This window comes from Mucilaginibacter sp. RCC_168, from assembly GCF_041355315.1.
In the GTDB taxonomy this organism is placed as follows: Bacteria; Bacteroidota; Bacteroidia; order Sphingobacteriales; family Sphingobacteriaceae; genus Mucilaginibacter.
Genome location: NZ_JBFUPN010000011.1, coordinates 196,718 through 222,722, shown reverse-complemented (window position 1 = coordinate 222,722; position 26,005 = coordinate 196,718). Strand labels below are relative to the sequence as shown.

Here is a 26,005-nt window from a genome sequence, read left to right as displayed (position 1 = left end):
TTGCTGTACTCGTCCGCCAGCCAAATACATGCTCCGTTTGCCACGGAATAGCATGGTCACCCTCCGCAGAATACCCAGCCTTACCCTGTTCATGGTTATAAATTCAAATTCCGTTCCTTCAAACGTGATCTTAAAATTCGTAGTCATGCCGCGAAGTTAGAAAAGAACAGCTCAAATCATAACTTATAAGTATCCGGTCCCTCTTGATATGTTATTTCCCGAGATACTAAGTTATAAGTGATGTTCTGACGGCCTGCAGGTTCTTTTTCTAATATTCTTTTCTCGATCAGCTCTTATATATCCCTTAAAACAGTATCTGGGGCATTCATTCATAGACCAACTCAGATAAAGGTAAATCTCGTCAGATAAAGGTAAATCTCGAAATTGCAACTTTATTCTTATGAAGACGATAAAGCTTAAGTATTATACACGCACCTTAAGCTAAAATCCACAATGCTGATGGGTTGACATTTTCCTTATCAACTTCCATGTAAGCTTTTCCGTTTTTAAAAGTTACCATCAAGATGCTGTCATAATCATTATCTGGTCAAATCAAACCCGTTTTATTGTTGATGCCAAAGCCCTAACGATGAGAAAACAGTGATACTCTTTAAACTGAACATAGGACCATACCCATAATTATGTCGCTGTTACATGTTAAACGAACGCTCCGTTATTTCGGAAATCGATGTCCGTATTATTAAAACTGATATAATAAGCATAAACATAACGATCGTCATAAAACCTTTCTTAAACTGTCAACCAGCTCTCCTATACTTCCGTTTTGCTGATTTCTAAAAGCCAAATCGGTATAAAGAGTAGCGCAATATTTACTGGATGACTTTAGAGCCTTCCATTCCGACCATAAGAGGTCGTAATGGTTAATGGCCTGCTTAATTACCCCTATATTGAAACTGCCGCCCCGTTTTGCGATGCCGTTTTCTATCATCAATATCCACATCTGTTCGACCAGTTCATATTTTATCCGGCCATAGGTACATGACACTTCAACAGCTTCCTGATCAGCAGCATTGTTTACATAGATTTGTTTCGACAACGCTTCAATCTGCCTCCATATGGCTGAAGCCTCTGCTTTTTCAGCCAATATTTCTCTTTCTTTTTTTTTGTTAATGATTTCATTGACTATATTTTTGTTTTCTACCGCCGAAAAATATTGATCACGACTCCACCAAACGGCATTAGATGTATAACTGTTCAATTGTCCTTTCCGCACACCTTCTATGGTCAATAGATTTAGCTGTCTGAACAGATCGGCTTCATAACCAGTTAACCCAAGCCTTTTAGCGAACTCATAAAAGAGGGCTTCTTCGGACTTTTCGGGATGCTGCGCCCATTGTGAAAGCACGTATGTATTCAAATCTGCCCATAACTCATTAGTGATATACGGGCCGTCCCATCCGCCTCCATTTGACCATGTCATAACTCCTTTTAATAATCCTTTACCCAAAATATCTTTTATTCCCCGCGGATTGTCTGGATCGTTAAGCTTCCCATTGAATTCATGTCGCCCAAAAACGATTTCATATTTCGTCTCCGGCCAGCCGTCTATTACGCCTTTGGCCGTATAATACGGATGCGCACCTTTCCCGTAAGCTTCCATCCTTGATTGTGCCTCCACTATCTGTGCATGGTTGCCGATGGCGAGCGTAGGATTAAACGGTGTCATGCGGTGAAAATCGTCCTGCTGATATTTAATGACAAAAATTAAATTAGGATGCGGTTTTATTCGATTGGTAACTGCCAGATAATAATCGGGGTTGTTATGGAAATTATATCCAAAATCCCAAGTACGATAAAACAGCTTCTTATTGCGCTTTACACAAATCTCATCCCGTAAAATGTTTATCAAGGTCACTTGATCTTCTATACCACTCTTACCATCACGTATAGGCCCACCTCCCATATGATAAGGAGCATCCTGTAAATATGTTTCGCCAAAGCGAAGTGTCAAACCGTCCAGTTGAGGAAACCGTTCAAAAATCCCGGCTATCTGTGCACGGAGCATATCCTGGGTCCTTTTGCTTTGCATATCGGGCTTTCTTGACCGTTCGTCCATGCCGCCAGTCCCGGCTACCTTGCCTTTCCCCGTTATTTCGCTGCCATATCTTGTCCACAATGATTTTGGAAAAACAATGAAGTCGGTAAATGGATAAACACACATACCAGCCTTTTTACAGGCATTCAGTTTTTTATCGATTTCCGCAGCTTTCGCCATTATCCATTCCCGCTCTTTACTGTTTTCAGGAACAATGCCTTTTTCGTAATTATCATAAGTAATGGCGCAATTGACAAACCAATGAGTTACCATTCCATTAAAACCCTGAGATTTCATGTAAACTGGATCATTATACTTTGTTACATAAGGTACTTCTCCTGGGTTATTATGCACCATGTCCAGAATGTATGGAAGTGGTTGAACCGCTGACTGTGCAAATGCCTGTCCAATCATTATGGACAGGCATGCAATTAGTGTCAGATACTTAATTTTTATCTTAAAATTATCCATTTAAAATAAGCTTTGTTTTTTTAGCATTACACTAATAGCCAGGATTTTGAATTAATTTGGCGTCTTTGTTTCTTTCTATTTCACTTTGAGGTATCGGCCAAAGATTGTTGGTTGGTTTGATATTGGCAGCAACTGGATTATGCGCTACATTTACGGTCCTATCGTAAACCAGGTTAAGCCGGGCCAGAGTAAGCCGTCGCTTTTCTTCAACACCTAATTCGCGCATCCGCTCATCTAATATGTAATTAATATTGACCGCAGAAGATAATATGGGTGAGGCATTTGCCCTCGCTCTGACAACATTTATATCTTTTGCAGCGTTTTCCAACAATCCGGCACCGAGGTATGCTTCCGCACGTATTAAATAGGTCTCGGCCAGACGGAACATATATTGATTACAATATGTACCGCCTGCTGCAGAGCTCAGTAGAAGCGTAGACTTATTGATGAATAATCCATCGGGGTGTTTTCCTGGAGTTGTGCATTTAGATTGATAGGCGTAAAATGCCCTGCTTGGCACGATAACTCCCGGTGGCGGATTTTCTGTCGAAACGGTCTGACCAAAATACGCGGGTTTAGCTGGATCGTTGTAGGTGAAGGTGCGGACAAAATTATAGTTTGAATTTCTCATGTCATTACTAAAATCACTGGTCCAGATGGAGTTGGTAAAATATCTTGTGGAAATGGCCCAGCCAATACCCCTTCCCCCGGTATAATCAGATACCGGCCATAAAAACGGTTTTGCGCCATCGCTTAATGTGAGATCCCTTATTAAAGGGGCGTGCTGTCTTTCCAAACGATAGCTGCCGTTAATGGAGGTGGCGGAAGAAGAGCCTCCCGGCACATCGTTTTCAAATTGAATTACCCAGATAGCCTCTTTATTACCTGAACTACGGTTTTGGTTCTTCGGCCTGAATAAATCCCAATAAACATCTCCTGGATCTGCGCTTTGCGACCCAAATCTGGTTTTCATTAAAGCCATATTTCCGTCATCGATTACAAGATTGGCCGTTGTAACCGCATTATTAAACTGCCCTGCGGCTAAATAAACTTCGGCTAACAAATGCTGGGCTGCCGTTTTGGATATTTGGCCATCTTGCACCGCCGAAATTGCCGGCAGGTTAGCAGCGGCAAACATCAGGTCGTCAATTACCTGCTTATAAACATCCGCCTGACTCGCCCTTACGAAATCCGTCTTAGGCGAAGTCACTTCGTTCAACACTAACGGAACCCCACCATATAAATAAGCTAGTGTCCGATAGGCAAAACCTCGAAAAAACCGGGCATTCGCCTGAACAAGATTAGCATCTGCACCAGTTACCGATGAGGATGGCAACCTGTTTAAAATAGTGTTCGCTTCTGAAATGATTTTATAGAGGTTAGTCCAATGGATTGTTAAATAACCGTTACTGGGATTGGTTGAAACTGCGTAATCACTGAACCTTTGAGGGCCACTTGGCTGGCCGTCATATACCAGGTCCAATCCGTAGATGTAATCAAATGGACTTTGTTCATCGTAAGTATAAAATTCGGTACGAACTAAATTATATAAGTTATAAACAGAAGCGTTAAAATCCTTTAAAGTGCTGAATGAATTGACCGTACTTGCAAAATCGAGTGGTTTTTCATCGAGGAATGTCTTCTTACATGATATTGTACTCAGTAATACAGTACACATCAAAATTTTATATAGATTTTTCATGTTTTTAATAATTAAAAGGTAACATTTAATCCTGCGGAATAAGCTTTAATAACCGGGGATGCTCCATAAGCAAAGCCCTGGATGGTTTCAGGGTCCCATCCTTTCCACTTCGTCCATGTTGCAAGGTTCTTACCGCTCAGGTAAACACGCAGATTTTTTATTCCCACTTTGTTGATCAGTGCGCTACTAAAATTATAGCTGAGTGAAACCTCTTGGAGCCTGACGAAGCTTCTATCCTGATAGATGCCTGGGTCGATAGCCGGCACGCTACCCGTGATGCGGTAAGCTGCATTTGGATTTGAAGGTGTCCAGTAATTGACTTCTTTAAACCAGTTATTTCTTATGGCATTATCTCCCTGCTGAATGCCAGTATCGCTCCATGGATTATTGTAGCCCAAATAGCCATTTTTTCCACCCTGTACAGAGTTGATAAATACAAATAAAGAAAACTGTTGATAAGAAAAAGTATTGCCTATACTAAACCTGTAAGCGGGTTCGGTATGCCCTAAAATTACCCGGTCATCTGATGTTACTTTACCATCCCCATTGACATCCACCAGCTTATTGCCGCCTGTGTAATAACCGCTCGGGGGTGTTTCGCCAATTTGCCATATACCATCGGTTTTATAGTTGTAGATAGCACCCAAAGGTTGTCCGATAAACAGGTTGCTGGATACAAGGTCACCGGAGCCCAATAACTTTTTGATCTTGTTTTTATTGGTTGCATAATTTAGTACGGTGCTCCATTGAAAATCTTTTACTTTAACGTTTATCGTATTTAATGTAAATTCGGCCCCCGAATTATTTATTTCCCCGACATTGGTATTGATAGACGAGAATCCCGTAATTGTAGGGATGTTAACACTAAAAAGCAAATTATTGGTACTGGTATTGTAGTAATCCACAGCTCCACTTATCCGGCCATTGAGTAAAGAAAAATCTACACCAATATTAATACCGGTTGTGGTTTCCCATGATAGGTTGTTGTTGGCTAATGTAGCTACCTGCTGGCCAAATAAGGTACCGCCGGCATCCCCGAAAACATAAGCAGCTCCCTGCGACACAGTAGCCAAAGAAGCATAACGGTTGGTTAAATTGCCATTGGAGCCATAACCCACCCGTAACTTTAAATTATCAAGCCAGTTGATTTTAAGAAAGGACTCATTACTGGCTATCCATGCAGCTGCCACTGATGGAAAAACACCAAATTTCTTATTACTCGCAAAGCCGGAAAAGCCATCCCTTCTGATCGTAGATGTTAACAGGTATTTGCTTTTATAGCCATAACTCAGCCTGGCAGTTTGATAATTATAAGTCTCGCTATAAGCGTTGGATGATATTTGCTGGATAAGTCCTTGCTGTAAACTATTATAACCCAACGATATATTGTTGTATCCCGTGCCTGAAGCAGATGTGGTTTCATACTTACGCTCTCTTGCGCCATAAACCATGGTTAGGTCAATTGCATGATCAGAACCAAAAGTTCGTTTATAATTTAGAATGTTGTCCAAAGTATAATCGTAGGTGGCATCATTAACTTTTGAAACCGCCCCTGTAAAATTAGCGGAGTATTGGTTAGCCATATAATGTTGATTCCAATAATATCCGTTGCCATAGTTCAAACGATAGGTAAGTCCTTTGACATGAGGAATATTGAAAATCCCGTAAAAATTACCTGACAAAGTATTTCTGTGGTTATAATCGCTTCCATAGGTACTTAAAAAGGGGTTATTAATGGATGCATTAGGCGTCAGATTGATGGCTCCGGCAGGGCTGTATGGAGTGTTCAAAGGACTGTAAAGCATGATGCTTCGTAAATCGGGAGGGTTACCGGAATAATCAGCAAGTGAAGTAAATGCCTGCGCTCCGACAGTAAGCCAATCGAAAACTTTCGTTTCCAGATTGATTCTTACCGATTTCCTGTTGAACTGATCATTAATAACAAAGCCTTTTTGTTTGGTATAGCCGCCAGAAATGAAAAAATTGGTTTTTTCGGTAGCGTTACTCACACTTAGCTGCTGGTCATACAACAAGCCCGGATTAGTGGCTGCTTTGTACCAATTGTAATCGGTTCCATTATCATAGCCCGATACCTGTGTAGCATCTAATTTTGAGCGGAGATCGAAGGCCGGATTTGGTGTAAGGTAATCAGGCGCTAAATAAGCTTGTCGCCAATTGATATCTTTTACTTTTTGTATAAACTCATTCCTGTCTAAAGGATGTAACTGGCTAGCTGGGTTCTGTGTAGCATAGGAAGATGAAAAGTTAATAACCGGCTTGCTGCCTGCTTTCCCTTTTTTTGTGCTGATCAACAATACGCCGTTTGCTGCTGATGCACCGTAAATGGCTTTACTGCTTGCATCCTTTAAGATATCGATGGAAGCGATGTCATTTGGATTAATGCTGGATATATCGCCACTATAAACAATTCCGTCCAGAACAATCAAAACATTTTGGGATCCGGAAATTGTAGATTGTCCTCTGATTTGAATCGTAGGCGACTGGCCCGCAGATGATACCTGTCCGATATTTAAACCGGGCACCGTTCCTTGCAACAACTGTACTAAATTAGTATTGGGCGATTGTCTGAATGACTCCAAATCGGCACGTGCAACTGAGCCGGTAATGTCCGATTTCTTTTGAGCACCATAGCCAATCACGATAACCTGATCGAGGGATTTAAGGGAAGGCGTAAGTTTGACGGTCAAGTTTAGTTCTCCGTTTAACGCAATTTCCTGCGACTCATACCCGATAAAGGATACAACAATGGTAGCATGTTCCGGAACCGTGAACGTAAATGAACCCTCTGAATCGGTGACGACCCCAGTATTTGATCCTTTGACTTTAATTGTGACGCCTGGTAAGGTTTTTCCGTTTTCATCGAGGACTTTACCTTTTATTGTTACAGGCGGAATACCGACGTCTTTTGTAGCATCAGTTCCTTCCTTCCTTTTTAAAACCACAGTCTTATTGACAATAGAATAGGTGAGCGGCTGGTCCTTTAAAATCGCGTTTAGGGCTTGTTCAATATTTACATCCTGTAATTCAACAGATACCCTTATATCTTTGACAAACTTGTATTTGTAAAAAAAACTGTAACCGGTTTGCTTATGCAGCTTGGTAAACACTTCAGCTATTTGGATGTTTTTTTCTGAGAGCGTAACCATTTGCGCGTATCCTTTGGCGGATACTTGCACACAGGCAATAATTAAAAGGAGTGTAGTGAGTTTCATCACCAGAATGATTTTAGATGGAAAAATCCACCCAATGGCAGCTAATTTGCCACATAGTTTAAATTTCATACTTTTGTTAAGCTTGGGTTAGTAATGGATTCGTTTTTTGACTGGCCCGACGTAATTAGCCGAAAGTGTTGGAAGCACTTTCGGCTCTTTTTAGGCATGTGGGTAATTGTATAGCTATTTCTTCATATCATTGAGCTTTTTTGGTTTAACAATTGTTTGATTAAAAAGGTCATTTAAGGCAGCACTATTAATTTTTTGTCTTTTATTTTAAAGTGGACATCTCCCAATTCCAATATTTTTAATGCTTCAGATAATTTGGAGCTTCGCGGTATCTGCCCTTCAAAAAAATCATCACTTATTGCTCCCTCATAACTTACATCAACATCATACCATCTGGAAAACTGCCGCATCAATGACTGCAGGTCTGCATGTTCAAAGCGGAAATAACCATTCTTCCAGGCAACAGCAATTTCAGTATCCACTTGTTGTATGTTAATAGGCGCCTTGCCGGGTTGAATAATTGATTGTTGCCCGGGTTTAAGAAACTTTGCACTGGGCTGGTTAAGTTGAGATATCTTTACCGATCCTTCCAGTAAGGTTGTTGTTACTACCGATTCGTCCACATAGGCGTTAATGTTGAAATGTGTGCCAAGTACCTCGACTATTTGGTTGTTACTGATTACACGGAATGGTAAATGTTTATTTTTTTTAACTTCAAAATAAACCTCTCCGGATATTTTTACCTGCCGCTCATTTTCCCCAAAAGCGAGCGGAAAGCTAATCGACGAACAGGCATTAAGCCACACATCCGATCCGTCCGACAGAGTAATTTGATATTGTCCTGCCCTTGGCGTAGTTACCGTATTATATAGCATTTCGCCATTGTTTGGGCCAGCTCCTAAAGCTGTATTGTTATAGGCTAGCCGCCCATCTTTTGTCTTCTTGACAATGGCGCTTTTTTCTCGGGCTAATATTCCGCTTTGGGCTTGATCAAGGTCGATTTTTTCGCCGTTTGATAAAGTAAGTATTGCTTTATTACGACCGGGACTGGCATCGGTTTTTATAACAGCAATTTTGTGCGCGCTGTATTTTATTGACGGCCTTAAAAATAAGTATGCACCGACAGATAAGCAAAGAAGGACAATTGCTGCGGCAGCAACGCGATAAGAAAAAAACGTTGTTTGTGCAGCTGCCCGGTCAGAATTGCTTTTCATTTTCATAACAGACCGAAGCATTCGTTCCTTTAATGCCTCGGGGCTATCACCCAGGAGATCGGGCATGCCGGTGTCATCAAAGGATTTATACCAATCATTGAATTCCTTACGTTCGTCTTCTGTAATGCTATCATCCTGCCATTTCCTGGCAAGTTCCCATATGCGTTCCTGGTTTTCCTTTGCAGCCATTAAAGATGTCGTTTTATATATAGACAAAACAAAGGCACAAATCCCTATGCAGCAAAAAAAAATTGCGACCTACATGCAGGTATTGAATATTACCGTTACGAGAACAAAAGAAAAATGGAGATAAGGAATAATGAGATATGAAAAAATGTCCCCTTGAGCTTTTTACGGGCCCTTGATAAATGAGCTTCTACTGTTTTTTCGGAAATTGTCAGTTCCTCGGCAATTTGTCGTTGTGAATATCCCTGAACGTACTTTAAGTTGAAAATTTCCCTGCATTTGTCCGGTAAGCTGCTTAAAGATACCTGTATGTGTTGTTGGAGGTCAAGTAAGTCCAGCCGGTGAGTTGTACTTTCATCAATTTCTGATACTCTTTCAGCAATCTCCTGAGAATAAGTCACTCGCCGGGCTTTTTTTGATAACCTGTTAATTACGCCGAACTTTACTGCTGATGAAAAATAATTATCAAATCCCTTTATCAATTCGAACGACCTTCGATTCCGCCAAAGGCTGTAAAATATATCTTGAACGACTTCTTCTGCTTCGCAGGAGTCATTTAATCTGTTTCGCGCCAATATATAAAGCTTACTCCAATAGCGTTCATAAATTTCAACGAATGCAGCCTCATCATCTGACGTTAAAAGATCAGCAAGTTGATGATCATCAAAAGCTCCGTAAATGGACGCCATGTCTTATAAAGTTTTAAACATAAAGTGAATAAAAGAGGTCGCCTTCTATTTCCGGTTTGGCAATAATTACTACGATCTTAATTGCGTTCAATACATCACAAGTGTACTGAAACGAATCATTAAAATCATCAAAATGAAATTTACTGGTTTCGTTTATAATTGACTCGACGAAAATAGTTATTTATAATTGTTTGCAAAATATTATGTTTTGGTTTAACTATAACTGGCATCCTCTTTGGACTTCCTGGATTAGTGTAAGTTCCCTGATAGGGTCTGCTCCCGCGGCCAACAAACCCATTCTGGCGCATACTCCGCAAGATTCACCTAATATAGAATTTGAATTTGACACCGTTTTTTCATTCCGGATCCGGGCACTTCCGTAACTTACAGACCTGCCCTTGTATATAGAAAAACCAAACGTCATTTTAGGGCCTAAATATCATTACACCGTTTAAAAACCAGTCAACCGGCGTCGAGTCTTAGCTTCAAAGTAATAGTCGCGTTCAGTTTGCGTGATTTAGTTAAAATTATATCGGGTAACCAACTGTAACCGTTGTTTTTCCCTTCTAAATTTACATCGGTAAAATTAGATAGGAAGAGATTTGCGAAGCGATGAAATTGATATATAGCTATTAAGAATAAATATCAGAAAAGGTTATGGAGTCCGAAAGCTGCAAGTTGATCTACGATTGGCAAAGTATTTAATCCTTTGTCCGTTAGTCGGTATTCAACTCTGGGGGGAATTTCTGCGTATGATTTCTTAGCAACAAATTCATTTGCCACCAAGACGTTCAATTCGTGCATTAGCACCTTCTCACTGATTCCGGGAATACATCTTTTTAACTCGCCGTACCTGATAGTCCTTTCATTTATTTGGAACAGTATTAACAACGTCCATTTGCCACCCAACAATACTAAAGATTTTCTAACCGGGCAGTTTATATCCGACTGCATGATTATTTTCGGAGTTTCTTCCATTTGATTATCAATATATCTAACCTACAGGTAAGTACCTTACCGGTAAGTAAGTACTTGTGCAAAAGTAAGATATCACATTACTTTGCAAAGTAAACATTAAAAAAATCAAATATTATGATGCCAAAGGAAATAATTTCAGCCTATTTGGAAGCCTTAGGAAAAGGCGATGTAGGCCTTGCCTTTTCATTCTTTAGTCCCAACGCACAATGGCATCAACCAGGATCCCACAAATTTTCAGGAGTAAAATCAGGAATCGAGGCAATCGGAAAAATGCTCGGTGGTATGATGGAAGCAACCCGGGGAAGTTTTGCATTGAAGCCATACGGAAATTTAATGGTCAACGGCAAGATGGCCGCATTGCCAGTTCGCTTTAGCGGCACAATTGACGACCGAAACATCGATATGACCGGAGTAGACCTGTTTGAAGTAAATGAAGGAAAGATCACAGGAGTATGGCTATTTTCCGATGATCAGGAACTCGAAGACAAGTTTTGGGGTAAATAATTCTTTTCAGGGATTCAATGACGAAGGATCCGAATTAAAAAAGAGCTTCAAGGTATTTAATTACAACAAAGTACCATCATTTCCAGTCCATAAGGGAGCTTCCCCTATTAGAATAGTAACGGCAATGACAATTATCGATACAAATTCAGGGTTGTCCCCATTGAAGAGTATTCGAATAATAGTTATTGCCAAAACTTTTTTGAGATTTAGATAATGATCAACTTATGAATATCAAAAGGTATAAACATAAACTTCTTCTCCTTACTACCTATTACAAAAAAACAATTAAATCTCTTTAGTACCTACCTATATGAAAAAAATACCACTTGTAATTATTGTATTGTTTACTCTCCGTTATTTTGCTGATGCACAGAATGTACAACCAGTAACCGTGATCAAAAAGCACGAACAATCAGCTTCCGGCTCCTTAAAATGGCGAGCCGACCACTATATTGTAAATAGAGATTCGGCATTTACCGACCCGGGAGTAGCCATAAAAAAGCTTATGGGAGGCAATAAGAGATTCGTCGAAAATAAATCCATTCGCCCCAGACAGGATGCGGAAACCATTAAAAAATTAGGCTTGGGTCAAAAACCTTTTGCAACCATTGTAAGCTGTTCTGATTCACGCGTGCCAAATGAAATCGTATTCGACCAGGGTGTAGGTGATTTATTTATTATCAGAACCGCAGGGCAAGTTTCATCGGCGGCCTCTTATGGAAGCATAGAGTATGCGGTGTTAAAATTGTACACCAGGTTAATTGTTGTTTTAGGACATACTGAGTGTGGCGCCGTGGCGGCGGCAGTGCAAAGACCTGAAGATGTTCCTGGCCACATAGTGACTTTAATAAATGAAATTAAACCTGCTGTAGCCAAAGTAGCACACATGCCGGGCGATCCTGTAAATAATGCAGTAAGACAAAATGTAATCGATCAGGTGAATATCCTCAGGAATTTAGATCCTATCTTGCATAAAAAATATTCAAAAGGCGAGATACTGATCGTAGGCGCCGTTTATGATATTCACACTGGAAAGGTAGAACTCTTAAAGGAAACCTTGCATGGTCTTCCGGAAAAGAAATCTAAGTAAGCCATACCACCATGAAAATTAGGGTCAGCGCCTTCTATAATGTTTTTTGTAGCTGGATGACTCTTTTTTTATACATGGCATTGCTCTGCCTTTTAAGGACGTAGCAATTAAATAAACATCTGAATTTATGACTTAATTCTTTATACTTTAAGTTTAGAATGCACTCGAATAACCTGTGGTTTTGTTTATATAAGTCCCGATTGAAAATTTCAAAGGGAATTAATTGTGTTTTTTACACTTTTAAATTTTATTTATATATTAGTCCGCTAATCACTAAATTTTTTAATTCAAACCAATTACTTACGCAATAACCGATCTGGACGAAAGTTCATCTATCGATTATTTGCTAGAATGCTTATATCTAAACGAGTAAATATTTTTTAGCAAATGAAAAGTCTGATGGAGATGACTGATGAAGATATCCTGCTTCAATTAAATACAAAGGACGAGACCGCAGCGTTTATTGAAATATACAATCGTTATTATGTTCAATTGTATAATGCAGCCTGTAAACGTTGCTCTTCAACCGAAGTTGCTGAAGAAATTGTACAAGATCTTTACATCAATCTATGGAGGAACCGGGCAACCATCAAAATTAATTCTTCTCTAAGTGGCTATCTGTTTACCGCCGTTCGGAATCTGATACTGAACCAAATTCAGAAAGAAACTGTCAGAAGGAGGGTTTATGAATCGTTTGTTCATGACAGCATTGATTATGATAATTCCACGGAAGAAATAGTGATGGCTAACGACTTAAGCCATCAATTAAATATAAACCTCGGTTTTCTGCCCGAAAAATGCCGTTCCGTATTTGAGCTCAGCCGTAAGCATCATAAAAGTAATAAACAAATTGCTCAGCAATTAGGTATTTCAGAAAAGACGGTTGAAAATCATATTACAAGGGCCTTAAAATATTTACGTATCGGCCTTCATTATATTCTTTTATCCCTGGCCGCCTTTGTTTTTTTTAAGTAAAGGTAAATTCTTACTTATTCTTATCCATAGATTGCTCGTTTAGTTTTATCGCTTTCCGCACAATATATACGTACCAATGAACCTCCGCTGTGTGGGTGTGATATGTTTTAATTAAATATTTCATGGCAAATAAGGGGGTGAGGCTTTGAGAACTGTCATATCTGTATAGCCGCTAATTTAAAACCGATTAAATGGAACCTATTTCGCCTGAATTAATACAGAAATACCTCAACGGTGCCTGTTCGCCTGAAGAAGAGAACATGGTACTCGAATGGTATAATTCTTTTGAAAGCAAAGCAGATCCATATGATCAGTTAAGCATCCAACAGCAGCAGGAATTACGGTTGAGGATGCTGGCGAATATCGAGTCGGGCCTTAATGCTGATCAAAACGGAAAAACTGTAAGAATGAAGTTCTTAAAATACATTGGTTATTCCTTAGGTGCTGCCGCTGCGCTTTTATTGTTTCTAAAAATACCAGGCTTTTTAGGTGATCAAAAAGCAGCGCAATCGACTGCTCATCTTCAGAATGAAGATATTGTTATCAACAATCATACTGGTACTATCTACAAGCAAACCCTACCTGACAAAAGCATTGTTTGGCTTAGCCCGGGTGCGCACCTAAGTTATCATAAAGTATTTAAAAAAGATTTAAGGGAAGTTACATTATCAGGAGAGTCGTTTTTTGAGGTAACCAAAGACCCAGCGCACCCATTTGTGATTTACAGTAATCATATCACTACCAGAGTATGGGGCACCACTTTCCGTGTGCACGATAGTGAACGGGAAACCACTGCAGAAGTGGCTGTAGTTACCGGTAAGGTATCTGTTGAAATTGCAAATAAAAATAAGCAAATATTTGACGTCAAAAACCAGAGGGATAATAACGTAATGTTGTTGCCGCGGCAAAAAGTAATTTACGAAGAAACCCGGCATGGTCTGAAGCTCGGGCGGATAGCCGAAATTTCCTCGTTAAATATGTGGACTAAAGCGAATCTTTCGTTTGAGAAAACCGCTTTACGTGATGTTATTCAGACGCTCAATAAGCAATTTAATGTTGAAATCGTGCTACAGGATAAAGAGTTAAACGGATATATATTGCAGGCAGACTTTACGGATCAGAGTTTGCCCGACATTATGGAGATGTTAAAAAAACTATTAAAACTAACCTATGTAACGGATGGGAAAAAATTTACGTTGCAGAAGGAAACCTCTAGATAACCAATTATTATTAACCTTAAATCCCTCATATGAAGAAATCGTAACTACCCTTAATCCCTAAAATGAAAGAAAGAGTGCTTGCGACACCCTTTCTTTTAGATTCCCCCCATGTCTCGGAAAAGAACACCTTAGTTAAGGTGCAGGGGGATTTTTGTCTCATTTTTTAACCAAATAAAACATTCTAATGTATGAATATTAATTTACAAAGATCCATTGACTGGTGTAGAATCATGAAAATAACATGTAGTCAGCTATTGATAGCAATTGCGTTTACAGGGGTTTCCCTGGCCAGCCCCAGCCATGCCCAGGGGATATTATCACAACAGGTAAATATCTCTGCTAAAAATATGGATTTGAGCAGCTTTTTAAAAAAGCTGGAAAAAAAGACCAACGTCAAATTTATTTATTTTCAAAATATACTCGAAAGCACAAAAAAGATAAATATCGATGTACATCAGGAAAAGCTTAAAGATTTGTTAACTGAACTACTGAGGCCTTATAACATTAGCTATGATATTGTAAATGACCGGATAGTACTAAGTAAGAATACCAAGGAGCTTTCCATAACAGCTACCGACGCCAAATCAGGTATCGAAGAAATGCAAGTGGTTTCCGTTAGTGGAAAAGTTACTGACGAGAGCGGCCAGGGCCTCCCCGGCGTAGTTGTGAGATTAAAGGGTACGGCTACCGCGGTAAGTACTAACGAACAAGGTGTTTATATCATTAATATACCAGATTATAATGGAACATTGGTTTTCACCTTTATCGGCTATGCCAGTCGCGAAGTATTGATTAACGGCCAGAAAAACATCAACGTGAAGTTAGAGCCTGAAAGTAAAGATTTAGGCGAAGTTGTCGTTGTCGGTTACGGAACGCAAAAGAAGGTCAATCTTACCGGTTCGGTATCCAGTATATCTTCAAATGACTTGGATAACAGGCCGATAACACAAGCATCGCAGGCTTTGGCGGGCCTGGCTGCGGGTGTGCAGGTTTCCCAGGGGAGCGGCCGTCCGGGAAATGACGGAGCAGGTATCACTATAAGAGGAATAGGCTCTTTTGGCGCCGGCCGGGATGCGCTGGTGTTAATTGATGGATTGGCCGGGTCACTCAATGATATTGATCCGGATAATATAAAAAGCATATCTGTACTAAAGGACGCCGCATCGGCATCTATTTATGGAACCCGCGCAGCAAATGGGGTGATCCTGGTGGAAACCAAACGCGGACAAAACGGTAAAATGCAAATTGCCTATAATAATTATTTAGGATGGCAAAAGGCAACTTCTCTGCCTGATTTTGTGAATTCCTGGGAGTACGCGCAACTCACTGGCGCATCGGCAGATGTGGTCGCCAAATACAAAAGCGGTACCGATCCTGATAATTATCCGAACGTATTTCACCTTAAAAATTTACTGAACTCCGGCTCCGGCTTTCAAACGGACCACAACGTGAGTTTCACCGGTGGTGATCAAAAGAATACCTATTTGCTTTCCCTTGGATACCTTAACCAAAATGGTATTGTGGCAAAAAATGATTATGAGAAATACAATTTTCTTTTAAATGTAGATAGTAAAATCAAGGACAATCTGACGTTAAAAGTAAATTTGAATGGTTATTCCGCTAACACCACAGAACCCCGGCAAAATAGCGGAGATATGCAAAGCATTATCGGATATGCCGTTCGTGAACCCAATACTTTTGCCGGGCTGAGATCCGACGGTACTTACGGACATCAGGATGCTTTCAGTCCGGAGGGCTGGCTGGCCAGCCCATCGTTTAATGATACCCGCAATAAATATTTGATGGGTGGCCTTGAGCTTACCTGGGAAATTATTAAGGGACTGACATTAAGTGGTAAAGGCGGCTATAAATACTATGATCTTACCAATACCAATTATGTTGCCGATGTTCAGTTTGATGCCAACACGCATATCGGCCCCAACAACTTAACTGTATATAAAGGTGACGGCACGTTAACAACCCTTCAGTCCTTATTACAATATACCAGAACAATTCAGAAACATAGTTTTACCATTTTGGCAGGCTATTCGCAGGAATCAAACCGGGATAACTGGATCCGGGCTTCCAGAGACAATTTTCCCAGCAACCTGTTATATGAACTGAACGCAGGCGCCGCTACCAATATGCAGTCATCGGGTTCCGCATCGGAGTGGGCGTTGAGGTCCTATTTCGGACGTTTAAATTATGCGTTCGGCGGTAAATACCTCTTTGAAGCCAATGCACGCTACGATGGTTCTTCGCGCTTTCCAAAAAATAACCGATGGGGATTTTTCCCCTCATTTTCTACCGGCTGGAGGATTTCTGAGGAGTCCTTTATTAAAGACAATATCAGTTGGATCTATAACCTTAAGCTTCGTGCTTCCTGGGGTGAGTTAGGGAACCAGAATATCTCCAATTACCCGTATCAAAACGCCATCAGCTTAGGGCAAAATTATACTTTTGGTGGAGCTCTTGCACCAGGCGCCGCATTAACCACATTATCCAATGCCGGCATTAAATGGGAAACAACGCGGATCACTGATGTGGGACTTGATCTGGATGTTTTTAAAGGAAGCCTGAGTATGACTTTAGACTACTTCGATAAAACGACCTCCGATATTCTTTACAATGTACCTGTTTCTTCGGTGCTGGGCTTAACACCATCAGAAGTTAACGCAGGTGCAATGAAAAATACCGGTTTTGAGATCATGCTTAAATATAACACTTCGATCGGTAATTTCCATATCGGTTTATCCCCTAACTTCTCCTATGTTAACAGCAGGGTTACCAAAATTGCAGGAAATATTCAGCAAGACATAGGTGCAGGTTTTTTTGTGGGTCAATCACTTAACCCGGTATATGGTTATGTAGCCGACGGTATATTCAAAGATGCTGCCGACGTTGCTGCTTATCCAACACAGCCGATCGCCGGTAGCCCTGGTGTTATCCGCTTTAAGGATATCAGCGGACCAAACGGAGTCCCGGATGGAGTAGTGAATTCCTACGATCGGACTGTGATCGGCAATACCACCCCTAAATATGCTTATGGCGCGACACTGACAGCCAACTATAAAGGGTTTGATTTTACAGCCTTGTTGCAGGGCCTGGGAGGATATTCTAAACAGATGGGGTCCTATCAGGCTTTTGCTTATTACAATTCGGGCAATATTCAAAGATGGCAGGCAGATAATGCATGGACCGCCGCCAATCCGAATCCGAATGCCGCCTATCCGGCCATAACTAATTTAAGCCAGGGAAGTGAAAATGTACAAACCTCTACTTTCTGGAACCGGAATGCCACCTATCTCCGTGTAAAGAACTTACAGCTCGGTTATTCGTTTTCCAACAGCGTGACACAAAAACTTCATATCAGCCGGTTAAGGGTTTTTATGGGCGGTCAAAATCTGTTTTCGTGGAACCATTTTTATCCTGGATGGGATCCGGAGATGTATCAAGCAACAGGGGACGGACCAAATTTTTACCCTATCACCAGCGTTTACACCTTCGGCGTAAATGTTAAATTTTAACGTGACACATCTTTTTAGATTTAACCATAAAATCACTAAAATGAAAAAGAGCTATTTAAACTCAATTATATTTAAAATAAGAATTGTTTTGGTATTGCTGGGGGCATTAACCACAAGCTGTAAAAAGAATTTCTTAGATAAAGAACCGTTAGATTCGGTTTCTGATGCAACTTTCTGGAAAACCTCTGCGGACGCTACCCTGGCCCTGAACGGTTGCTACAATACAGGCGCCAATTGGACTGATGAGGATTTCTGGACACCGAAATCCCTGCTGATACTTGACATGATGGCCGGCGATGGTTCGGAAAAAGAATCTATACCGGATCATGTAACCGATGGAACGTTAACGCCGTCGTATTGGGTTACCGGGGCATATTGGAAGAATGCTTATAAGCATATCGCCACCGATAATAACTTCCTGGACCATATTGGTAAAGTAACTATGGATGCAACACAAAAAGCGACCATGATCGCTGAAGTACGTACGCTCCGGGCCTATGAATATTTTAACCTCGCTTTATATTTTGGAGATGTTCCGTTGGTCCAGCATGTGCTGACGATTGCAGAAGCCAACAGTGTTACCCGAACTCCCAAGGCCGATATATGGGCTTTTGTTGAATCGGAGCTGAAAGCCAGCTATCCGGTGCTACCACATTCCAGGCCGGATGGAGAAAATGGCCGTGTTACTTCTGCCGCTGCATTGGCGATATTGGGTAGGTTGCAAATGGCGGAAAAGAAATGGGCAGATGCCGCTACCACTTACAAAACAATCATGGACTACAACTATTACGTTGTTGATCCAAAATTTCGTGAGCTATTTCAACAGGCCAACGAGTTCAGTCATGAGTTTATCATGACATCGCAGTATCTTAAAGATGTTTACTCTAACGTGCTTTTCATATATCTTACACCCGAAACCTGGGGAGGCTGGCACCAATTTTCGCCTTTTAATGAGTTAGTGAAGGATTATGAATGTACAGATGGCAAAAGTATTGAAGCATCTCCTTTATATGACAAGAATAATCCATACAATAATCGTGATCCGCGGCTGGATGCGACCATTATGATCTCGGACCGGACTGTTTTCAGAGGAACAACGTTTTCTTCCAAGCCGGGAACAACATTGTCCGACAGGCTTAACGAGTATCCCGGGATCTGGAGTGGGTACTGCATTCATAAATTCCTGGAAGATGATCCGGCGGTTGGTCAAGCATTTAATTCCGGAACCAATTTTCCGTTGATCCGCTACCCGGAAGTACTTTTAGGCTACCTTGAATCTGAACTTGAATCCGGCGCCTCAATCAATCAATCGCTGCTTGATCAGACCATCAACAAAGTCAGGGGAAGGGCTGCGGTTAACATGCCCGCAGTAACCACAACAGATCCGACCGCGCTAAGGACAATAATCAGGCGCGAGCGTCATATTGAATTTGCTTTCGAGGGATTGAGATATTATGATTGTCTTCGCTGGGGAATTATTGCTTCAGAAAACGACCGCCAGTTTACCGGGATGAAGCTTACCAATACACCGGCATCCTACACCGCATATCCCGTTGATGCCGATGGTTATTATATTTACAAAAAAAGAAGCTTTGTGACCGGGAAGAATGAATTGTGGCCGATACCGCAATCGGAACGCGATCTGAATAAAAATTTAACTCAAAATCCAGGCTATTAAGTCTTGCAATCTCCGATTAAAGTATCTTAACATTTATCCGGGAAGGATAGGGCGTAGTTCGTACCGATTGTCCTTCCCGGTTGTTTGCAAATTAAATCTACCGCACTGAGGCCGCATTTGCTTTCTAAATTAAACAGCATTTAAAATCTATCGTTGCCTGATGATGTGATTCGAAGGGCGGATTGATCAGATTACCAAACATTTGATAATAATAAAATGAAAGATAGTCCTAGCCCGAAATTTAATAAAACATACTACCGGACAGCTAAAGAAATTTACTTCCCACTTGATACGATTGAATTAATTTAAGCAAATAGTTATACGTGAGTTTAGGCAATTTTAAAACCAAAGTCAATTAAAAAACAATAATCTGTAATTAATCATGAGCAGAATTTTAAGCGTTATTTTTTTTATCGCAATAGCGTCATTTAAGCTAAGTGCACAAAACATTAACAAAAAAGTAAAAATTACACCAAAAACACAGTTTCCACAGCTTTCCCCGTTTCCAGCTACTCCTGTTCGGCTACCTATTGATAGTGTGCTTATGGGTGATTGGAAGTCATTTCCTGAAGTCAAATTGGATATCCCTATTGCTGACGGCCCGTTTAAGCCGACCTGGGAATCAATAGAAAAGAATTATCCGGGTGAGCCTGCATGGCTTCGTCAGGCGAAGTTTGGTATATGGGTCCACTTTGGACCGCAAGCGGCAGGTGAGAGCGGCGATTGGTACGCGCGCAGGCTTTATACGCCGGGGACAAAAGCCTATAATAATCACCTCAAGAAATATGGTCACCCTTCCGAAGCTGGATACAAAGAAGTGCTTCGTGATTGGAACCCTATCAAACTTGACCCTGCTAAATTGACTAAGATATATAAAGATGCTGGGGCCCGGTTCCTGATGATTCAGGGTGTACATCATGACAATTACGATATGTGGAATTCGCGTTATCAGCCATGGAATTCTGTTAATATTGGTCCCAGGCGCGATATAATTGGCGAATGGGCTAAAGCTTGCCGGGCAAATGATATGCGTTATGGAGTAACTTTCCATCACGAATATACCTGGTGGTGGTGGCAAACAGCGTTTGGGAGCGACAAAGTTGGCGAAAAAAAGGGCATCCCTTACGATGGTAACCTCACCTTAGCCGATGGTAAAGGCAAATGGTGGCAAGGGTATGATCCGCGTTTACTTTACGGAATTGACCTGCGCGAATATAAAGGCGTTGAAAAGGAAGCGGCTTCTCCATGGAACCCACCGCCAGCCGGCATTTTTAACAATCATTTGGACTATGCCAAATGGTATGCCACTCGATGGGCGTTAAGGATGATGGATGTGGTAAAACATTACGATCCTGATTTTATTTACACCGACGGCACGGTTCAAGGGCCATTTACAGGTAACGGAACAGGCACCGGGTTAAAAGCCAATGCCATGCAAACAGTTATTGCAGATTATTATAACCGTACGCTCAAAAAGCGAGGGGCGGTAAACACATTTAGCATCGTAAAATTCCGCGATAAAACAAATGGCACAGTAAATACCGAGGAATTCGGAATTCCGGCGAATATAAAAACCGATCAACCCTGGATAGCTGAAGCGCCGGTAGGCGATTGGTTTTACGAACCTGGATTTACATATGACTCGGGTATGGTGATCCGTTATATTATAGAGGCCATAGCCCGCGACGGAAACGCGGCAGTATGTATCTCGATTTTGCCCGATGGATCACTGGATAAGGGCAGCCAGCAGCTATTAAAGGAAGTGGGTGTCTGGATGCGCCGCAACGGCGAGGCCGTTTATGGAAGCCACGCTTGGGTCATCGCTGGCGAAGGAGAACAAGTGAATGGCAAGCTGAAAATGCTGCCTCCGGGCGCATTGACTCGCAGGCAGGCCGAATTTAAATTCGATCTCCGGGATTTTCGTTTTACCAGAGGCAAAAATGGAGCGTTGTATGCTTTTTGCATGACCGTACCTTTATCCGGAACACGCTTAATGATAAGATCATTGGGTACAGATTCAAAGCATCTTACCAAGGAAATTAAATCTGTGACACTGTTGGGTTATAACGGTAAACTGCAATGGAAACAGGAAGCCGAAGGGCTGTCTGTCATCTGCCCATCGAACATGCCGTACTCGACTTCCATTGTGTTCAGGATTGATTAAGGACAGTTAATCTTATCAACGACAATAAGGGAATCTTTTAATCCCCTTATTGTCGTAAGTTAAAGAAATTCGAATTTAAAGTTGGTAGTCGTTTAAATGGATTTTTTTACATTTTGAGGTTGCAGGTCAAAAACCGACAATGAAAATTTTCTGTGCCTGGTAACGGCTGATCATTTGTATATAATCTGATGATATTATTTTTTATTCTTTGCCCATCCCTATTGTATGCCACCGCTGCCCCATCGGACAGACCAGGCACTTCACTGCCTCGTTATAATACAGGCTGTCGTTACTGAATGCTTTGATGTCTTCTTTTTGTTCTTTATCAACCTTATTGTATTTATGTAGGCTTCGATGCCCTTTCCCCGCAATATGACGTGGTTTTCGTCAGAGCAGTAACCCACATCTGCTACCACCGCTTCAGGAAGTTGATCTGAAGATAATAGCGGTAACAACTTCTCCAATTTATATGCTAGCAGTGTCAGCTATCCGGGTCAAATGGCTTAAAGACTACTTTCCCTCCTATAACTTTAAATAGCCAAACCTTTTAAAAATAAAAAGGGCCGCCTCGCTTTTGAGACGGCCTCTTATTTTATACAGGCATTTTCCTTTTACTGCTTTGCTTTTTTGCGGGCAGCTCCTCCTTTTGCTGCTTATCTTGCTTTTGGTTATTGGTCTGCTTTTGTTCCGGTTGTAATAGCTCTTCCCGTTTGATCTTTTTCATTTGATGATCGTACAGGTCAACGGTCTTGAATTGTGGGCTTGCTGAGATAAAATATTTCTTTTCTTCGCCGTGTCGCTCCACGGTGATCTGTTGGGCATTCCCTTTCTTTAAAGAGCGCAACAGATTATCCTGTCCTTCCGCGGTGCCCATTTCTTTTATGCCCTTACCCGAGATCACCTGCTCAACGTCAAAACCGTAGTTTTCACTGAAACGTTTAATTTCTTTGCTGCCGTTTTGGGCTAGGTTATCATTGTCCAGTTGCAGCCAGGCATGATACTTTTCACCTTCCTTATTGAACAGTTGTTTGTGTACAGCGCGGCCTTCCATCAGGTTAAAGGCTTCTTTGGCGGTGATGCCATTGCCTTTGTTGATGTAAAAAGTTTGGTTTTGTTCTTTCTCCTTCCCTTTACCGAGCGTGGCATCGAACTTGTTAAAGAAATACATTTCCTGGTTATCCCCGCTTTTGAAATGGAGGGTGTAATCCACTTTTTGCTGGTTAAACTCATGCTTTGCCGGCAGCGTAAATTCCAACATTTTTTTGTCGATGTTTTTCTCTAATGCTTCGTTCACCTGTTCCCCAAATCCGAGGTTCAAAAGGCTTTTTTTTAGAAATTCTAAATTTTGCGTGTTCATAATTGTATTTGTTTTTAGTAAATAAATATGCTGTTGTGTTTCGGTGCGGTTTAGCGGTATAAAAACGTCACGGTTCATCTTCGGCTGGCATTGGTACAGTTGCAGCAGGGTGATTGCTTCTTCGGCAGGGACATCTTGCCGGAAATATTGCAAGTGTTGACAACCGGGCGTGGTCAAATTGTCCATAGCACATTCCGTGCATATTAGCTCATACCGCCCATCAGTATCACGTCCAAAATAAAGGGTGAAAAAAGCCAGATCATCACCGGCTGGTTTGCTCAGCTCAATGTCCGGTAAGCCCAAATCATTGCTAAGGATGAACGTGCGTAGTTGATCGACTACCACCGGCTCGTTGAAGCCAAGGTCAGCCAGCTGGGTTTTGAGTTCATAAAAATTGATGCCGGTATTCATGTCTTTTCGCTTTTGTGTTTGGATAACGCTAAGCCTGTATAGGGTGTATTTGCTTATTGATGATGTCCGTTTTTAATCCCTTTTCTTATTTTTTTTACAGGTTCTCCGAGTGTTTTGATCTTGATCCCCTGTTTCGCGATGTTCTGGTTCAGCTTTTCAGCAGTAACCAGTCGCAATTTGTCATCCAGCAATTTGATGCACCGGTTGGCTGGGTCCGCTTGTATATAAATAGGGTGGTATTGACGGCCCTGTCTCCAATGGGCCGATACTTGCTGCCCGTTTTCCAGGTAACGGATCAGTTCTTCCTTGTTCCTGGTGATCGCCGGCATGGCGTTCAACGCGGTTTTAATATCAAATGCGTAATCCGGGGCATAATAATGGGGCGTTTGGGGACCAAGTTCGACCCAGCGATGATTTTCGTGACCAGAAGCGTCTGTGTATCGTTGCTTCAGTGCCCGTCCTTCCAATAGGCTCCAGATGTGATTGCTCTTCAGATCCGGCCAATTCCTGAGCTCAAATTCATGTGTCCTGACCAGCTGGTCGTTTTGAAGCAGGGAGCCACTGATGCGGTTCAGCTGAAAGTTACCATAGGCGTCCTTTTCAAAATGCAGATCGAAGCTCAACCGCTTTTCCGGACCGAGCTTACAATCCAGGGGCAGGCGGATTTGCTTTTGATCGGGATCCAGATGATGCTCCAATCGGCCACCGAAAGAACCAAGCCCGGCTTCCTTCAGTTGTACTTTTAGGCTTTCGATATTATTGTTCCTTAACCGTTGTTGCTCCTTGAGGTAGGCAGGGCCTTCAAAAAGCAGGTCTTTCATTTGCGCGAAGAACCTAAGGAAACGGTTCGGGTACAATTGTTTTTCGAGCCTGCTGATTTGCTTATTCAGCAGGATCACGAAAGGCTTTTCATCAGGACGCGCGGTTTGGCGCAGGCGATGTCTGGCCTGTCGTAGGTGGTCAAGCTGCAGCCGCGACAGTGTATTCGTATCTGCCACGCCTGCTTTGAGCAAGGGTTCTATTTCCTTTTTGCGTTCTTCCCAGGTTCTGAAAGCCAGGAGGACTCGGTTAACGAAAACTGCCATAACGTTCTATTTATTGATTTTGAGCAATACCGGGAACTTGTCCTGAAGCTTGACTTTGATCTTTCTCACCTTTTTGCTGAACAGATCTTTAGCCGCGTTGATCCCGCCTGCTGCTGCCTGTGCGGAAATGGTTTGGTCCATACTGAGAAATTGCATGCTTTGCAAGGCATTGTCGGCACCATCTGAAGCCGCCCCGCTCAACTCCGCCTCGGGCGCAGGAATCCCGGGCATGCCGTCCAGGCTGAAAACGGTAAGAGCCGTGGGAAGGATATCTTTCCCGATCCTGATATTCTGTATATTCAACAACAAACGCTGGTTGGTTACCTGGCATGCGCCAAACAGCAGCTGACCTTTGGGAAGTGTTATGCCTTTTAAGTTTACGGAATCGGTTAGCTTCAATTTGACGGTACCGCCGTTCATTACTTTTTGTTTACCGTCAATAATTGCCGGTATCGCCCGGAATGCACTGTCGTTTTCTCTTTTTGGTGCCACCGGCACTTTCACCGATTCCGGATTCTGGATCGCCTGGATCTTGGTCAGCATATGGTCGAGCTGCTCCATTTCCGGATCACTGGCATTGGTGGAATTCATTGTTTTCATGAGCTTGTGCAGGCGGCGGATCTCGCGGTCTGATGACTGTTGGGAATAGGAGGCTGGCTCGGGTTGATTGATCTGGCGATTGATCTGTGTTAACCGGGCTTCGATCCGGGCCGATTGCTGGTCGGTGGTATTTGCAGGAATGGTCGTGAATGATTTACCCGGTTTTTCGGCATCCGGACTGACTTCAGCGGAATGATTAAATCCCATCGCTTCGATAAAACTCTTGTTCACGCCATCTTTGGTTTTGGTCGCATCTTTCCCGGCAGACCGGTAGATATCCATTTTGTCTTTTTCCCGGGTATCCCTGAACTGCGCCGACGGCAGCACCATATCGATCCCGTGATCGGGAATGGCGGCTTTAGCTTTTCCACCGTCTTCCCCGCCACCTAATGCCACGAAGGCCATAGTCAAAAAGGGCAGGGCAAGCACCGGAATAGCTGTGTAGAATTTGCGTTTTTTAAGAAATTCTTCAGAGTGTTTGGGCATTACGCTGCCTTGCTGTTGATTTTCCATCATATTTATTTTTTGAGTGTTAATGAATCTGTTGGTAGAACTTGTCTGTTGACCGGCGGGTCTGACGGCATACCGATATGTACAGGCTGATCATTTGGGGCATGCGTGATCGTGCCAATTTTTCGGGAGGACAATCCAAGACTAAGGATCAGTCCGCCTGTGATGACGCTGAAGCAGACCCAGAAAAATCGTTTCTGCCGTTTTTTAGAGCACTTGTTGACCCGGGCATTCAATGTAGTAGCCAGCAGAATTTGCCACCCGATAATTCGATCGGCAATGATCTTAGCCAGGTGATCCCGTTGATCAATCGGCAATGCAGGTTTCTTTTTGAAAAAGATCATGT

General features: G+C 41.9%; 17 protein-coding genes. 7 read left to right on the top strand and 10 right to left on the bottom strand.

The window, feature by feature from the left end; translation table 11 throughout:
- Positions 1 to 736: 736 nt before the first annotated feature.
- The 6 genes from AB6735_RS12515 to AB6735_RS12490 all read right to left on the bottom strand — a co-directional run bounded on the left by AB6735_RS12515 (position 737) and on the right by AB6735_RS12490 (position 10,514).
- On the bottom strand, positions 737 to 2,353 hold the full coding sequence (locus tag AB6735_RS12515; RefSeq protein WP_143013804.1) for a hypothetical protein: 1,617 nt from the start codon (positions 2,351 to 2,353) through the stop codon (positions 737 to 739).
- Between the two features lie 205 nt (positions 2,354 to 2,558).
- Positions 2,559 to 4,229, bottom strand: a complete 1,671-nt coding sequence (locus tag AB6735_RS12510; protein WP_090463621.1) for a RagB/SusD family nutrient uptake outer membrane protein — start codon at positions 4,227 to 4,229, stop codon at positions 2,559 to 2,561.
- Positions 4,230 to 4,240: 11 nt separating this feature from the next.
- Positions 4,241 to 7,531 carry a TonB-dependent receptor gene (locus tag AB6735_RS12505; RefSeq protein ID WP_090463624.1) on the bottom strand — a complete coding sequence of 1,097 codons (3,291 nt, stop codon included), beginning with the start codon at positions 7,529 to 7,531 and terminating at the stop codon, positions 4,241 to 4,243.
- A gap of 173 nt (positions 7,532 to 7,704) precedes the next feature.
- Positions 7,705 to 8,874, bottom strand: coding sequence for a FecR family protein (locus AB6735_RS12500; protein WP_090463627.1), 1,170 nt, complete (start codon positions 8,872 to 8,874; stop codon positions 7,705 to 7,707).
- A 95-nt stretch (positions 8,875 to 8,969) separates the two neighbouring features.
- Positions 8,970 to 9,560, bottom strand: a complete 591-nt coding sequence (locus AB6735_RS12495; RefSeq protein ID WP_090463630.1) for an RNA polymerase sigma factor — start codon at positions 9,558 to 9,560, stop codon at positions 8,970 to 8,972.
- 645 nt (positions 9,561 to 10,205) lie between these two features.
- Positions 10,206 to 10,514, bottom strand: a complete 309-nt coding sequence (locus tag AB6735_RS12490) for a helix-turn-helix domain-containing protein (RefSeq protein ID WP_090465725.1) — start codon at positions 10,512 to 10,514, stop codon at positions 10,206 to 10,208.
- 138 nt (positions 10,515 to 10,652) lie between these two features.
- On the opposite strand from AB6735_RS12490, the gene AB6735_RS12485 reads away from it, so the two are divergent.
- From AB6735_RS12485 to AB6735_RS12455, 7 genes are all read left to right on the top strand, one after another.
- Positions 10,653 to 11,042: a nuclear transport factor 2 family protein gene (locus AB6735_RS12485; protein WP_090463636.1), complete on the top strand. Its 390-nt coding sequence runs from the start codon at positions 10,653 to 10,655 to the stop codon at positions 11,040 to 11,042.
- 310 nt (positions 11,043 to 11,352) lie between these two features.
- Entirely contained in the window at positions 11,353 to 12,132 is a 780-nt protein-coding gene (locus tag AB6735_RS12480) for a carbonic anhydrase (protein ID WP_218128198.1), read from the top strand.
- A gap of 387 nt (positions 12,133 to 12,519) precedes the next feature.
- Positions 12,520 to 13,107 (top strand): RNA polymerase sigma-70 factor, encoded by a 588-nt coding sequence (locus AB6735_RS12475; protein ID WP_090463639.1) that lies wholly within the window; start codon positions 12,520 to 12,522, stop codon positions 13,105 to 13,107.
- 191 nt (positions 13,108 to 13,298) lie between these two features.
- On the top strand, positions 13,299 to 14,327 hold the full coding sequence (locus AB6735_RS12470; RefSeq protein ID WP_090463642.1) for a FecR family protein: 1,029 nt from the start codon (positions 13,299 to 13,301) through the stop codon (positions 14,325 to 14,327).
- Positions 14,328 to 14,557: 230 nt separating this feature from the next.
- Positions 14,558 to 17,854 (top strand): TonB-dependent receptor, encoded by a 3,297-nt coding sequence (locus tag AB6735_RS12465; RefSeq protein ID WP_255366841.1) that lies wholly within the window; start codon positions 14,558 to 14,560, stop codon positions 17,852 to 17,854.
- A 40-nt stretch (positions 17,855 to 17,894) separates the two neighbouring features.
- The gene (locus tag AB6735_RS12460; RefSeq protein WP_090463649.1) at positions 17,895 to 19,532 is read left to right on the top strand and encodes a RagB/SusD family nutrient uptake outer membrane protein; all 1,638 of its coding nucleotides are present in this window, start codon (positions 17,895 to 17,897) and stop codon (positions 19,530 to 19,532) included.
- Between the two features lie 382 nt (positions 19,533 to 19,914).
- Positions 19,915 to 21,696: an alpha-L-fucosidase gene (locus AB6735_RS12455; protein ID WP_090463651.1), complete on the top strand. Its 1,782-nt coding sequence runs from the start codon at positions 19,915 to 19,917 to the stop codon at positions 21,694 to 21,696.
- A gap of 592 nt (positions 21,697 to 22,288) precedes the next feature.
- Here AB6735_RS12455 and AB6735_RS12450 read toward each other — a convergent pair.
- The 4 genes from AB6735_RS12450 to AB6735_RS12435 are packed head-to-tail and all read right to left on the bottom strand — an operon-like array spanning position 22,289 to position 26,003.
- A complete protein-coding gene (locus AB6735_RS12450) occupies positions 22,289 to 23,464 on the bottom strand; it encodes a hypothetical protein (protein WP_090463654.1) in 1,176 nt (391 codons plus the stop codon).
- Positions 23,465 to 23,517: 53 nt separating this feature from the next.
- Positions 23,518 to 24,549 (bottom strand): hypothetical protein, encoded by a 1,032-nt coding sequence (locus tag AB6735_RS12445; protein ID WP_090463657.1) that lies wholly within the window; start codon positions 24,547 to 24,549, stop codon positions 23,518 to 23,520.
- Positions 24,550 to 24,555: 6 nt separating this feature from the next.
- Positions 24,556 to 25,665, bottom strand: coding sequence for a conjugative transposon protein TraM (gene traM / locus AB6735_RS12440; RefSeq protein ID WP_090463660.1), 1,110 nt, complete (start codon positions 25,663 to 25,665; stop codon positions 24,556 to 24,558).
- Positions 25,666 to 25,667: 2 nt separating this feature from the next.
- Positions 25,668 to 26,003 (bottom strand): hypothetical protein, encoded by a 336-nt coding sequence (locus AB6735_RS12435; protein ID WP_090463663.1) that lies wholly within the window; start codon positions 26,001 to 26,003, stop codon positions 25,668 to 25,670.
- Positions 26,004 to 26,005: the final 2 nt, after the last annotated feature.

What these genes read in the sequence shown, in the direction of transcription:
- AB6735_RS12515 (WP_143013804.1), bottom strand. Translation starts at nt 2,353, where the DNA reads ATGAAATCTCAGGGTTTTAATGGAATGGTAACTCATTGGTTTGTCAAT.
- AB6735_RS12510 (WP_090463621.1), bottom strand. Translation starts at nt 4,229, where the DNA reads ATGAAAAATCTATATAAAATTTTGATGTGTACTGTATTACTGAGTACA.
- AB6735_RS12505 (WP_090463624.1), bottom strand. Translation starts at nt 7,531, where the DNA reads ATGAAATTTAAACTATGTGGCAAATTAGCTGCCATTGGGTGGATTTTT.
- AB6735_RS12500 (WP_090463627.1), bottom strand. Translation starts at nt 8,874, where the DNA reads ATGGCTGCAAAGGAAAACCAGGAACGCATATGGGAACTTGCCAGGAAA.
- AB6735_RS12495 (WP_090463630.1), bottom strand. Translation starts at nt 9,560, where the DNA reads ATGGCGTCCATTTACGGAGCTTTTGATGATCATCAACTTGCTGATCTT.
- AB6735_RS12490 (WP_090465725.1), bottom strand. Translation starts at nt 10,514, where the DNA reads ATGCAGTCGGATATAAACTGCCCGGTTAGAAAATCTTTAGTATTGTTG.
- AB6735_RS12485 (WP_090463636.1), top strand. Translation starts at nt 10,653, where the DNA reads ATGATGCCAAAGGAAATAATTTCAGCCTATTTGGAAGCCTTAGGAAAA.
- AB6735_RS12480 (WP_218128198.1), top strand. Translation starts at nt 11,353, where the DNA reads ATGAAAAAAATACCACTTGTAATTATTGTATTGTTTACTCTCCGTTAT.
- AB6735_RS12475 (WP_090463639.1), top strand. Translation starts at nt 12,520, where the DNA reads ATGAAAAGTCTGATGGAGATGACTGATGAAGATATCCTGCTTCAATTA.
- AB6735_RS12470 (WP_090463642.1), top strand. Translation starts at nt 13,299, where the DNA reads ATGGAACCTATTTCGCCTGAATTAATACAGAAATACCTCAACGGTGCC.
- AB6735_RS12465 (WP_255366841.1), top strand. Translation starts at nt 14,558, where the DNA reads ATGAAAATAACATGTAGTCAGCTATTGATAGCAATTGCGTTTACAGGG.
- AB6735_RS12460 (WP_090463649.1), top strand. Translation starts at nt 17,895, where the DNA reads ATGAAAAAGAGCTATTTAAACTCAATTATATTTAAAATAAGAATTGTT.
- AB6735_RS12455 (WP_090463651.1), top strand. Translation starts at nt 19,915, where the DNA reads ATGAGCAGAATTTTAAGCGTTATTTTTTTTATCGCAATAGCGTCATTT.
- AB6735_RS12450 (WP_090463654.1), bottom strand. Translation starts at nt 23,464, where the DNA reads ATGAATACCGGCATCAATTTTTATGAACTCAAAACCCAGCTGGCTGAC.
- AB6735_RS12445 (WP_090463657.1), bottom strand. Translation starts at nt 24,549, where the DNA reads ATGGCAGTTTTCGTTAACCGAGTCCTCCTGGCTTTCAGAACCTGGGAA.
- traM (WP_090463660.1), bottom strand. Translation starts at nt 25,665, where the DNA reads ATGATGGAAAATCAACAGCAAGGCAGCGTAATGCCCAAACACTCTGAA.
- AB6735_RS12435 (WP_090463663.1), bottom strand. Translation starts at nt 26,003, where the DNA reads ATGATCTTTTTCAAAAAGAAACCTGCATTGCCGATTGATCAACGGGAT.